An 11849-nucleotide genomic window follows, 5' to 3' on the forward strand; every position below is an offset into this window, starting at 1 on the left:
CCCTTCGTGATTGCTCTACGGTTCTTAATTGGAACCGTAGTACAATCCCGTTATTTTTTACGACGACGTACGATAAATTTATCTGATTTGTTGTTCTTCTTGCGAGTCTTGTAACCAAGTGTTGGTTTGCCCCAAGGAGACATTGGAGACTTACGTCCGATTGGCGCACGTCCTTCACCACCACCGTGTGGGTGATCGTTAGGGTTCATTACAGATCCACGTACAGTTGGGCGCTTGCCTAACCAGCGTGAACGACCTGCTTTACCAATGTTAATAAGCTCGTGCTGCTCGTTTCCGACTTGACCAACAGTCGCACGGCATTCAGCAAGAATCATGCGAACTTCACCAGAGTTTAAACGAACTAATACGTACTTGCCTTCTTTACCAAGAACTTGTGCAGAAGTACCAGCAGAACGTACTAATTGTCCGCCTTTACCAGGTTTTAATTCGATGTTGTGGATTACTGTACCCACTGGAATGTTAACTAGTGGAAGTGCATTACCCACTTTGATATCTGCTTCAGGACCAGCCATTACTTCCATACCCACCTGTAAGTTCTTAGGTGCAAGGATGTAACGCTTTTCTCCATCTACATAGTTAATTAGTGCAATATTTGCAGAGCGGTTTGGATCATACTCGATTGTGGCAACGCGTCCTGGAATGCCATCTTTGTTACGTTTAAAATCGATGATACGATATTGACGTTTATGACCGCCGCCTTGATGACGAACTGTCAACTTACCTTGGTTGTTACGGCCGCCTTTTCTCTTTAAAGGAGCAAGTAAAGACTTTTCTGGTTGGTTAGTCGTGATTTCTGCGAAATCAGAAACCGTCATGCCGCGACGACCATTAGAGGTAGGTTTATACTTTTTAATCGCCATTTCGTTTCCCTCCTCTTCTAGTTATAGTGAATTAAGCTTCAAATAGCTCGATTTCTTGGCTTTCAGCTGTTAATTTAACGATCGCTTTACGGCGTTTGTTAGTGTATCCGCCGAATTTGCCCATACGCTTGAACTTACCTTTGTAGTTCATGATGTTAACTTTCTCAACTTTAACGCCAAAGATTTGCTCTACAGCGTCTTTAACTTGAGTCTTGTTAGCACGTACGTCAACTTCGAACGTATATTTTTTATCAGCCATAATGTCAGTAGAACGTTCAGTGATTACGGGGCGCTTAATGATATCGCGTGCATCCATTATGCAAGCACCTCCTCTACTTTTTCAACCGCTGCTTTCGTCATGATAAGCTTATCATGGTTTAAAACATCTAAAACAGTGATTCCAGAAGCAGATACAACTGTTACACCAGGGATGTTGCGAGCAGATAGTGCTACGTTCTCATCTAGGTCAGCAGTTACGATAAGTGCTTTTGAACCAACAGAAAGACCAGATAATACACCTTTAAAGTCTTTAGTTTTAGGAGCTTCGAAAGCAAGGCCTTCTAATACTAGGATGTTTTCTTCTAATACTTTAGAAGATAACGCAGATTTGATTGCCAGACGGCGAACCTTTTTAGGCAGTTTGTAGCTGTAGCTGCGTGGTACAGGACCAAATACAGTACCGCCTCCGCGCCATTGTGGTGAACGGATAGAACCTTGACGTGCACGGCCTGTGCCTTTTTGGCGCCATGGCTTACGTCCTCCGCCCGCTACTTCAGAACGAATTTTAGTTTTATGAGTCCCTTGACGTAATGAAGCTCTTTGCATAACAACAGCTTCGAATAGTACGTGCTGGTTGGGCTCGATACCAAAGATCGCATCATTAAGTTCGATATCACCAACTTTAGATCCGCTTTGGTTAAACAATGCTACTTTCGGCATTCTGTTTTCCTCCTTTCCGGTTTAATTATTATGCTTTAACCGCACTTTTGATTTTTACTAATGCTTTTCTGGCACCAGGTACATTACCTTTGATCAAAAGAAGGTTGCGTTCAACATCAACTTTTACGATTTCAAGGTTTTGTACAGTCACTTGTTCTCCACCCATGCGACCAGGTAATAATTTACCTTTGAATACACGGTTTGGAGCTACAGGACCCATTGAACCAGGGCGACGATGATAACGAGAACCGTGAGCCATAGGCCCGCGAGATTGTCCGTGGCGCTTGATGGCACCCTGGAAACCTTTACCTTTTGAAATTCCTGTTACATCAACAGTATCGCCTTCTGCGAAAATATCAACTTTGACTTCCTGACCAACTTCATATTGTCCTAAATCAGCTCCGCGGAATTCGCGTACGAAGCGCTTAGGAGCAGTGTTTGCTTTAGCAACATGCCCTTTTTCAGGTTTGTTGGACAACTTGTCCCGCTTGTCTTCGAATCCAATCTGGATTGCTTCATATCCATCAGTATCAACTGATTTCTTTTGAAGAACAACGTTAGCAGCTGCCTCAACCACTGTTACCGGGATAAGATCACCGTTTTCAGCAAATACTTGAGTCATACCAATCTTTCTTCCTAAGATTCCTTTGGTCATTAGTCACACCTCCTAAGTTTCTTATGATTATTTATTGATTAAAGTTTGATTTCGATATCTACACCAGACGGTAAGTCTAAACGCATTAGAGAATCAACCGTTTGTGGTGTTGGGTTAACGATGTCGATAAGACGTTTATGCGTACGCATTTCGAACTGCTCACGAGAGTCTTTGTACTTGTGAACCGCACGTAGGATTGTGTAAATAGACTTTTCAGTTGGTAATGGAATCGGACCTGAAACAGCCGCACCAGAACGTTTTGCAGTCTCAACAATCTTTTCTGCTGATTGATCAAGAATTCTGTGATCATACGCTTTTAAACGAATACGAATTTTTTGTTTTGCCATTATTTTCCCTCCTTTTCGCCTATTTTAAGATAGACATTCTCCGTGAAAATTTCCCACACACTCGCCATGGCAAAGCGGCCGGGTGTGTCAGCAACCTTTCACATCATCGCAGTCAAAGACCAACATTGTCTATTATACAGAAACAATAAATGAAATGCAACATGTATATGTTATTTCTTTTTGTTCCGCACACTTTTACTATTATAACTGCTGTGTATTGAGTTTTCAAGAGTATAGGAAGAAGTCTAACTATTTGCACTGTGAGTAATTGAGTAGAAAAATTAAGTGGAGATTATATATAGAAGAAAAGCGGTTTTAATCGGGAGTTTTTTAGAGGAGGAATGTTCTCTATCCGTGAACCACAAGCAGGAATGCAGGAAATATTAGTAAATTTGAAATGAGGATTTTAAATTCCATTCATCTGTTTATGTATTGAATTAGGGAGGAAGCAAATAAAAAAACAGATGGGTCGTCACCCATCTGTTTTTATTAATTGAGATTACTCAGTGATTGTAGCAACTACGCCAGCGCCTACAGTACGTCCACCCTCACGGATAGAGAACTTAGTACCTTCTTCGATAGCGATTGGAGCGATTAGTTCTACAGTCATTTCGATGTTATCTCCAGGCATAACCATTTCTACGCCTTCAGGAAGATTACAGATACCAGTTACATCAGTTGTACGGAAGTAGAACTGAGGACGGTAGTTAGTGAAGAATGGAGTATGACGTCCACCTTCTTCTTTTGAAAGAACGTATACTTCAGCTTTGAACTTAGTGTGTGGAGTGATTGAACCTGGCTTAGCAAGTACTTGTCCACGTTGGATATCTTCACGTGCAACACCACGAAGAAGGGCACCAATGTTGTCTCCAGCTTCAGCATAGTCAAGAAGCTTACGGAACATTTCTACACCAGTTACAGTAGTTGATTTTGGCTCTTCAGCAAGACCGATGATTTCGATAACGTCACCGACTTTAACTTGTCCACGCTCAACACGTCCTGTAGCAACAGTACCACGGCCAGTGATTGAGAATACATCCTCAACAGGCATCATGAATGGCTTGTCAGTGTCACGAGTTGGAGTTGGGATGTACTCGTCAACTGCTGCCATAAGTTCTTCGATTTTAGCTTCCCACTCAGCTTCTCCTTCAAGAGCTTTAAGAGCAGAACCTTTGATTACAGGAATGTCATCACCAGGGAATTCGTACTCAGAAAGAAGGTCACGAACTTCCATTTCTACTAATTCAAGTAGTTCTTCATCGTCAACCATGTCACACTTGTTCATGAATACAACAAGGAAAGGAACACCAACCTGACGAGAAAGAAGGATGTGCTCACGAGTTTGTGGCATTGGGCCGTCAGCAGCAGAAACAACTAGGATTCCGCCGTCCATTTGTGCAGCACCAGTGATCATGTTTTTAACATAGTCAGCGTGACCTGGGCAGTCAACGTGTGCATAGTGACGGTTATCAGTTTCGTACTCAACGTGTGCAGTTGAGATTGTGATTCCACGCTCGCGCTCTTCTGGAGCCGCGTCGATTTGATCGTATCCGCGTGCTTCACCGCCGCCTTTTTTAGAAAGAACAGTTGTGATAGCTGCAGTTAAAGTAGTTTTACCATGGTCAACGTGTCCGATAGTACCGATGTTAACATGGGGTTTTGAACGGTCAAATTTAGCTTTTGCCATTTGAAATTTCCTCCTTCAGATAATAAAAGTTAAGTATTTTATGCTGTGAAGAGGTTTCCCTTTCCACAGCGCTTTTAGCCTACAATAGTAGTTATACTTTATTGAAAAGGTAAAATCAATTATTCACCTTTATTTTTTTTGATGATTTCTTCAGAAATTGATTTTGGTACTTCTTCATAGTGGTCAAAGTGCATTGAGAATGTACCGCGGCCCTGCGTATTAGAACGCAATGAAGTTGCATATCCAAACATTTCTGATAGTGGAACCATCGCACGAACTACTTGCGCGTTACCGCGAGCTTCCATACCTTCAACGCGTCCACGGCGTGATGTTACATCACCCATGATGTCTCCCATGTATTCTTCAGGGATTACGACTTCAACCTTCATAACCGGCTCAAGAATTACAGGATTACATTTTGACGCAGCGTTTTTAAGTGCCATAGATGCAGCAATCTTAAACGCCATTTCAGAGGAGTCAACATCATGGTAAGAACCGTCAAATAAACGGGCTTTGATGTCTACCAATGGGAATCCGGCAAGTACTCCTCTATCCAGCGAATCTTCAAGACCCGCTTGAACAGCTGGGATGTATTCACGAGGAACGACACCACCAACGATTCCGTTTTCGAATTCGAAGCCTTTACCTTCTTCATTAGGACTGAATTCGATCCAAACGTGACCGAACTGTCCGCGTCCACCGGATTGACGTGCAAATTTACCTTCAACCTTAGCTGAACCACGGAAAGTTTCACGGTATGCAACCTGAGGAGCACCTACGTTAGCTTCCACTTTAAATTCACGTCTCATACGGTCAACAAGGATATCAAGGTGAAGCTCACCCATACCCGCGATGATAACCTGTCCAGTTTCCTGGTCAGTATGAGCGCGGAATGTAGGATCTTCTTCTTGAAGTTTTTGAAGAGCAGTTGTCATCTTATCTTGGTCAGCCTTTGATTTAGGCTCGATAGATAATGAGATAACCGGCTCTGGGAATTCCATAGACTCAAGAATAACAAGATTCTTTTCATCACATAGAGTATCCCCTGTAGTAGTGTCTTTAAGACCTACAGCAGCTGCGATATCACCAGAGTGTACTACTGAGATCTCTTCACGGGAATTCGCATGCATTTGCAGGATACGTCCTACACGCTCACGCTTTCCTTTAGTAGAGTTCTGTACATATGAACCAGAGTTTAATGTACCGGAATACACACGGAAGAATGTAAGTTTACCAACGTAAGGGTCGGTCATAACTTTAAATGCAAGTGCTGAGAATGGTGCATCATCGCTTGATGGACGAGTAACCTCTTCTTCTGTATCCGGTAGTGTACCTTTAATAGAAGGTACATCAAGAGGAGATGGAAGGTAGTCGATTACTGCATCAAGCATTTTTTGAACACCTTTGTTTTTGAACGCAGAACCACAGATAACTGGGTAGAATTCAACGTTTACTGTACCTTTACGAATAGCAGCTTTAAGCTCTTCGTTAGTGATTTCTTCACCGCCAAGGTATTTCTCCATTAATTCTTCATCAAGTTCAGCTACCGCTTCAATTAGCTTTTCACGGTATTCTTCTGCTTGATCCATGTATTCAGCTGGAATATCACGGTCTTCGATATCAGTACCCAAGTCGTTTCCGTAGAATGTAGCTTTCATTTCAATTAAGTCGATGATGCCTTCGAACTGATCTTCAGCACCAATCGGTAATTGAATTGCAGCTGCATTCGCTTGAAGACGATCATGAAGAGTCTTCAATGAGTACAAGAAGTCTGCACCGATTTTATCCATTTTGTTTACGAATACCACACGTGGTACTCCGTAAGTAGTAGCCTGACGCCAAACTGTTTCAGTTTGCGGCTCAACACCTGACTGCGCGTCAAGTACAGCTACTGCACCATCAAGAACACGAAGTGAACGTTCAACTTCAACTGTGAAGTCTACGTGTCCAGGAGTGTCAATGATGTTAACGCGGTGACCTTTCCACTGTGCAGTTGTCGCAGCAGAAGTGATTGTGATTCCACGCTCTTGCTCCTGCTCCATCCAGTCCATCTGTGAAGCACCTTCGTGTGTTTCACCGATTTTGTGGATACGGCCTGTGTAGTAAAGTACACGCTCAGTAGTTGTTGTTTTACCGGCATCGATGTGAGCCATGATACCGATATTACGAGTATTTTCTAAGGAGAACTCTCTAGCCATTGGGTCTTTCTCCTTCCTAGTATGAGTGTTATTTTAATTAAGCAGTATATCTTACCAGCGGTAGTGAGCAAACGCTTTGTTTGCTTCTGCCATTTTGTGTGTATCTTCACGTTTCTTAACAGATGCACCAGTGTTGTTAGCTGCATCAAGGATTTCGTTAGCTAAACGCTCTTCCATAGTCTTTTCACCGCGAAGACGCGCATAGTTTACTAACCAGCGAAGACCAAGAGTAGTACGGCGGTCAGGACGCACCTCAACTGGTACTTGGTAGTTTGCACCACCTACACGGCGTGCTTTAACTTCAAGTACAGGCATGATGTTTTTAAGCGCCTGATCGAAAACTTCCATTGGTTCTTTGCCAGTGCGCTCGCTGATGATATCGAACGCAGAGTAAAGAATTGCTTGAGATTTACCTCTCTTACCATCAGTCATCATTTTGTTGATCAGACGGCTAACTAGTTTTGAGTTGTAAATCGGATCCGGCAATACGTCTCTTTTTGCTACAGGACCTTTACGTGGCATGGATTGTTCCTCCTTTCAAAGATGGTTGTCTATTAATTAGAATTATTTTTTAGCTGCTTTTGGACGCTTAGCACCGTATTTAGAACGGCCTTGCATACGGTTGTTAACACCAGCAGTATCTAAAGCGCCGCGCACGATGTGATAACGCACACCCGGTAAGTCTTTTACACGTCCTCCACGGATAAGAACAACACTGTGCTCTTGAAGGTTGTGCCCGATACCAGGGATGTAAGCATTAACCTCGATACCATTTGTTAAACGAACACGAGCATATTTACGTAATGCAGAGTTCGGTTTCTTTGGAGTCATTGTACCAACACGAGTACAAACACCACGCTTTTGAGGTGAAGCTACGTTTGTTTGAGCTTTCTTGAAGCTGTTGTAGCCTTTGTTAAGAGCAGGTGAGTTTGACTTCTCAGACTTAGTTTGACGAGGCTTGCGCACTAATTGATTAATAGTAGGCATTTGATTTTTCCTCCCTTCGAATTTGTTTAAGCCCACACATCCAGGTGGTTCATTTTGTTGCAAAAACAAAGTTCTTGCAGATACCAATCTACAAAAACAGTTTTTAAATAGATATGGCAACAGTTGCTGCCCCAACTTCGATTCCACATGCCTTTCCGAGTTTTTTCATCGAATCGACATATACAATCGGAACGTCCATTTCAGTCGCTGTACTAACCACTTTTGCTGTAACCCTAGGATCAGCATCACTGGCGACTACGACTTCATCGATTGTTCCCAGTTTAAGAGCTTTGACTGTTTGCTTTGTTCCTACAATAATACTTTTTGCCTGCAATACTTTATCATAAGACATTTACGACATCCTCCAAAGTATCCGGTGAATAGGAGCACCTTTGCAATAGTAACACCTTCATATTTCAATGTCAATAAGCAAAATGATTTTTATTTCGTTTATTCACTATAAAATGCGGCACTTGCTTTCAAATAAGCAAGCACCGCAATGATTACATTATTCTACAGTAACAGTATCTTCAGCAGCTTCCTCGTTTGTATAAGGCTCTGCTCTTCTGTATCGCTGCATGCCTGTTCCAGCAGGGACAAGCTTACCAATAATTACATTTTCTTTCAGGCCAAGAAGCTCATCGCGCTTGCCTTTGATCGCTGCATCGGTAAGAACTCTTGTTGTCTCCTGGAAGGATGCTGCTGATAAGAATGAATCTGTTTCAAGAGATGCTTTTGTGATACCCAACAGAACCGGACGTCCTGTTGCAGGCATTTTACCAGCAAGAATGGCTTTTTCATTGGCATCTGTAAATTGATGGATATCAAGCAATGTACCTGGAAGCACATCTGTTTCTGCCGCATCAATTACACGCACTTTGCGAAGCATCTGGCGGACCATTACTTCGATGTGCTTATCGCCGATTTCAACACCCTGCATGCGGTATACCTTTTGAACTTCACGCAGCAAGTATTCCTGAACAGCTGTTACATCTCTCACTTTAATTAACTCTTTAGGGTCAATGGAACCTTCAGTCAGTTCCTGACCACGCACTACTTTGTCGTTTACAGCTACTTTTAAGCGGGCTGTGTAAGGTGCTGTGTAGGTCTTGGACTCAACTTCACCCTGAACAACAATTTCCTGCTGGCGGTCGCGGCCTTCGTTCAGGCCGACTACAACACCATCGATTTCTGAAATAACTGCCTGACCTTTAGGGTTACGCGCTTCGAAAATTTCCTGGATACGCGGTAAACCTTGAGTGATATCGTCTCCTGCTACACCACCGGTATGGAAGGTACGCATTGTTAACTGTGTACCTGGTTCACCGATGGATTGGGCAGCGATAATACCTACTGCTTCACCAACTTCAACCTCTTGGCCGGTAGCCAAGTTGCGGCCGTAGCATTTCTTACATACACCATGGCGGGTGTTGCAAGTGAATGCTGAACGGATCCATACCTTTTCAATGCCGGCTGAAACAACTTCGACTGCTAAATCTTCAGTAATCAAACCATTTTCAGGCACGATCACTTCATTTGTCTCAGGATGTTTGATGTTCCTTCTTGCATATCGGCCAATCAGACGCTCTTCAAGCGCTTCAATGACTTCAGTGCCATCCTTAAGAGATGCGATAAGCAAGCCGCGGTCAGTTCCGCAATCGTCGTCACGAACGATGACATCCTGCGCAACATCTACAAGGCGGCGAGTCAGGTAACCTGAGTCAGCTGTTTTAAGAGCCGTATCGGCAAGACCTTTACGGGCACCGTGTGTGGAAATAAAGTACTCGAGTACTGTTAATCCTTCACGGAAACTCGATTTGATCGGTAATTCAATGATACGTCCAGCCGGGTTGGCCATCAGTCCGCGCATACCGGCTAACTGAGTGAAGTTGGACGCGTTACCACGGGCACCAGAGTCACTCATCATGAAGATCGGGTTGGATTTATCCAATGAATTCATTAGTTTTGCCTGGATATTATCTTTCGCTGCACTCCAGATTGAAATAACACGATCATAACGCTCGTCTTCGGTAATAAGACCGCGTCTGAACTGTTTCATTACATTATCAACCTTGCCCTGTGCTTCCTGGATAATTTCCTGCTTCTCCCTTAATACTACGATATCAGCAACACCGACTGTGATACCGGCTTTTGTGGAGTGCCTGAATCCAAGGTTCTTCATGCGGTCAAGCATTTTAGACGTTTCCGTAATTTTGAAGCGTTTGAAGACTTCCGCAATGATGTTTCCAAGGATCTTTTTCTTAAACGGATCTACCAGCGGCATTTCCTTGATAACGGCAGCTACATCAGTAGCAGGCTCTACAAAATATTTCGCAGGAGTTTCAATCTCCAGGTTTTCTTTTGTAGGCTCATTAATGTAAGGGAATGTTTCAGGCAGAATTTCGTTGAAAATAAGCTTACCAACCGTAGTTAATAAAAGCTTCTTGTTTTGTTCTTCAGTGAAAGTCTGATTATTTAAGGATCCAGCATGGACAGCTACTCTTGTATGCAAGTGCACATATCCATTTTGATAAGCAAGCAGCGCTTCGCTTGTATCTTTAAAAATCATACCTTCGCCAACGGCGCCGGCTCTTTCAAGTGTCAGGTAATAGTTACCCAGTACCATATCCTGAGAAGGAGTAACAACTGGCTTACCGTCTTTCGGATTCAGAATGTTCTGTGCTGCCAGCATCAGCAAGCGTGCTTCTGCCTGTGCTTCAGATGAAAGCGGCACGTGAACAGCCATTTGGTCACCGTCAAAGTCTGCGTTGTAAGCAGTACATACAAGCGGGTGAAGACGAATAGCGCGTCCTTCAACCAATGTCGGTTCGAATGCCTGAATGCCGAGTCTGTGAAGAGTCGGAGCACGGTTAAGCAATACAGGGTGCTCTTTAATAACACTTTCAAGAACATCCCAAACTTCCGGCTGTACTCTTTCAATTTTGCGCTTTGCAGATTTGATGTTGTGAGCTAAGCCCTTCTCCACCAATTCCTTCATAACGAACGGCTTAAATAATTCCAATGCCATTTCTTTTGGAAGTCCGCACTGGTACATTTTTAAGTTTGGTCCTACGACGATAACCGAACGTCCCGAATAGTCAACACGCTTACCAAGCAAGTTCTGGCGGAAGCGTCCTTGTTTTCCTTTAAGCATATGCGATAGGGATTTTAACGGACGGTTTCCTGGTCCAGTTACCGGTCTTCCGCGGCGGCCGTTATCAATTAGCGCATCTACAGCTTCCTGAAGCATGCGTTTTTCGTTCTGAACGATAATGCTTGGAGCACCAAGGTCCAATAAACGCTTCAAACGGTTGTTGCGGTTAATTACACGGCGGTACAAATCATTCAGGTCGGAAGTGGCAAAACGTCCACCATCCAGCTGTACCATCGGACGAAGCTCCGGAGGAATAACCGGAAGAACGTCGAGAATCATCCAGGACGGTTCATTTCCAGAACCACGGAAAGCTTCAAGTACTTCCAGGCGCTTGATTGCACGAGTGCGTCGCTGGCCCTGGGCGGTTTTCAATTCCTCTTTAAGGGAATCTACTTCTTTGTTGAGATCTATGTCAGAAAGAAGCTTCTTAATGGATTCAGCACCCATGGAAGCCTGGAACTTGTTTCCGTATTTTTCACGGTATGCACGGTACTCTTTTTCAGAAAGCAGCTGCTTCTTCTCAAGAGCCGTAACGCCAGGATCCGTTACAACATAAGAAGCGAAGTAAATAACTTCTTCAAGTGCACGCGGAGACATGTCCAGCACAAGACCCATACGGCTTGGGATGCCCTTGAAATACCAAATGTGGGATACAGGGGCTGCAAGTTCAATATGGCCCATTCTTTCACGGCGGACTTTCGCGCGTGTTACTTCAACGCCGCATCGGTCACAGACCACGCCTTTATATCGAACACGCTTATACTTTCCACAGTGACATTCCCAGTCTTTCGTCGGTCCGAAAATGCGCTCGCAGAATAGACCGTCTTTTTCTGGTTTTAATGTACGATAGTTGATCGTTTCAGGTTTCTTAACTTCACCATGTGACCAAGAACGTATCTTATCCGGTGAAGCAAGACCTATTTTCATATACTCGAAATTGTTTACATCTAGCAAGGGGCCTACCTCCCTTTTGATCTCCGGGTTTTACCCTTATTGCTCAA

At 43.6% G+C, this 11849-nt stretch carries 11 protein-coding genes; all 11 read right to left on the bottom strand.

Features of this window, described 5'->3' with window-relative positions:
- Window positions 1-50: 50 nt before the first annotated feature.
- Entirely contained in the window at window positions 51-881 is an 831-nt protein-coding gene (rplB, locus tag CHI10_RS20450) for a 50S ribosomal protein L2 (RefSeq protein ID WP_095245997.1), read from the bottom strand.
- A gap of 31 nt (window positions 882-912) precedes the next feature.
- Window positions 913-1200: a 50S ribosomal protein L23 gene (rplW, locus tag CHI10_RS20455; protein ID WP_179289093.1), complete on the bottom strand. Its 288-nt coding sequence runs from the start codon at window positions 1198-1200 to the stop codon at window positions 913-915.
- The gene (rplD, locus tag CHI10_RS20460) at window positions 1197-1820 is read right to left on the bottom strand and encodes a 50S ribosomal protein L4 (protein WP_095245998.1); all 624 of its coding nucleotides are present in this window, start codon (window positions 1818-1820) and stop codon (window positions 1197-1199) included. The genes rplW and rplD overlap by 4 nt, the downstream gene beginning before the upstream one ends.
- A 28-nt stretch (window positions 1821-1848) precedes the next feature.
- Complete coding sequence (gene rplC, locus CHI10_RS20465) at window positions 1849-2475, bottom strand: 50S ribosomal protein L3 (protein WP_095245999.1); 627 nt, start codon at window positions 2473-2475, stop codon at window positions 1849-1851.
- A gap of 38 nt (window positions 2476-2513) precedes the next feature.
- Window positions 2514-2822, bottom strand: a complete 309-nt coding sequence (gene rpsJ / locus CHI10_RS20470) for a 30S ribosomal protein S10 (protein WP_009336571.1) — start codon at window positions 2820-2822, stop codon at window positions 2514-2516.
- A 499-nt stretch (window positions 2823-3321) separates the two neighbouring features.
- Window positions 3322-4509 (bottom strand): elongation factor Tu, encoded by a 1188-nt coding sequence (gene tuf / locus CHI10_RS20475; protein ID WP_095246000.1) that lies wholly within the window; start codon window positions 4507-4509, stop codon window positions 3322-3324.
- Window positions 4510-4628: 119 nt separating this feature from the next.
- A complete protein-coding gene (fusA, locus tag CHI10_RS20480) occupies window positions 4629-6707 on the bottom strand; it encodes an elongation factor G (protein WP_095246001.1) in 2079 nt (692 codons plus the stop codon).
- 51 nt (window positions 6708-6758) lie between these two features.
- Window positions 6759-7229 carry a 30S ribosomal protein S7 gene (rpsG, locus tag CHI10_RS20485; RefSeq protein WP_095246002.1) on the bottom strand — a complete coding sequence of 157 codons (471 nt, stop codon included), beginning with the start codon at window positions 7227-7229 and terminating at the stop codon, window positions 6759-6761.
- Window positions 7230-7271: 42 nt separating this feature from the next.
- Entirely contained in the window at window positions 7272-7694 is a 423-nt protein-coding gene (gene rpsL, locus CHI10_RS20490; protein ID WP_009336562.1) for a 30S ribosomal protein S12, read from the bottom strand.
- A 103-nt stretch (window positions 7695-7797) separates the two neighbouring features.
- Window positions 7798-8046 (bottom strand): 50S ribosomal protein L7ae-like protein, encoded by a 249-nt coding sequence (locus CHI10_RS20495; RefSeq protein ID WP_095246003.1) that lies wholly within the window; start codon window positions 8044-8046, stop codon window positions 7798-7800.
- A gap of 156 nt (window positions 8047-8202) precedes the next feature.
- Window positions 8203-11802 (bottom strand): DNA-directed RNA polymerase subunit beta', encoded by a 3600-nt coding sequence (rpoC, locus tag CHI10_RS20500; protein ID WP_095246004.1) that lies wholly within the window; start codon window positions 11800-11802, stop codon window positions 8203-8205.
- Between the last annotated feature and the right edge of the window lie 47 nt (window positions 11803-11849).

The sequence above is a fragment of the Bacillus sp. 7894-2 genome, from assembly GCF_002272225.1.
Lineage (GTDB): Bacteria > Bacillota > Bacilli > Bacillales > Cytobacillaceae > Cytobacillus.

Bases quoted from the DNA above. Each gene is read 5' to 3' on its own strand.
- rpsL (WP_009336562.1), bottom strand. From the start codon at position 7,694: ATGCCTACTATTAATCAATTAGTGCGCAAGCCTCGTCAAACTAAGTCT.
- tuf (WP_095246000.1), bottom strand. From the start codon at position 4,509: ATGGCAAAAGCTAAATTTGACCGTTCAAAACCCCATGTTAACATCGGT.
- fusA (WP_095246001.1), bottom strand. From the start codon at position 6,707: ATGGCTAGAGAGTTCTCCTTAGAAAATACTCGTAATATCGGTATCATG.
- rplB (WP_095245997.1), bottom strand. From the start codon at position 881: ATGGCGATTAAAAAGTATAAACCTACCTCTAATGGTCGTCGCGGCATG.
- CHI10_RS20495 (WP_095246003.1), bottom strand. From the start codon at position 8,046: ATGTCTTATGATAAAGTATTGCAGGCAAAAAGTATTATTGTAGGAACA.
- rpsG (WP_095246002.1), bottom strand. From the start codon at position 7,229: ATGCCACGTAAAGGTCCTGTAGCAAAAAGAGACGTATTGCCGGATCCG.
- rpsJ (WP_009336571.1), bottom strand. From the start codon at position 2,822: ATGGCAAAACAAAAAATTCGTATTCGTTTAAAAGCGTATGATCACAGA.
- rplC (WP_095245999.1), bottom strand. From the start codon at position 2,475: ATGACCAAAGGAATCTTAGGAAGAAAGATTGGTATGACTCAAGTATTT.
- rplD (WP_095245998.1), bottom strand. From the start codon at position 1,820: ATGCCGAAAGTAGCATTGTTTAACCAAAGCGGATCTAAAGTTGGTGAT.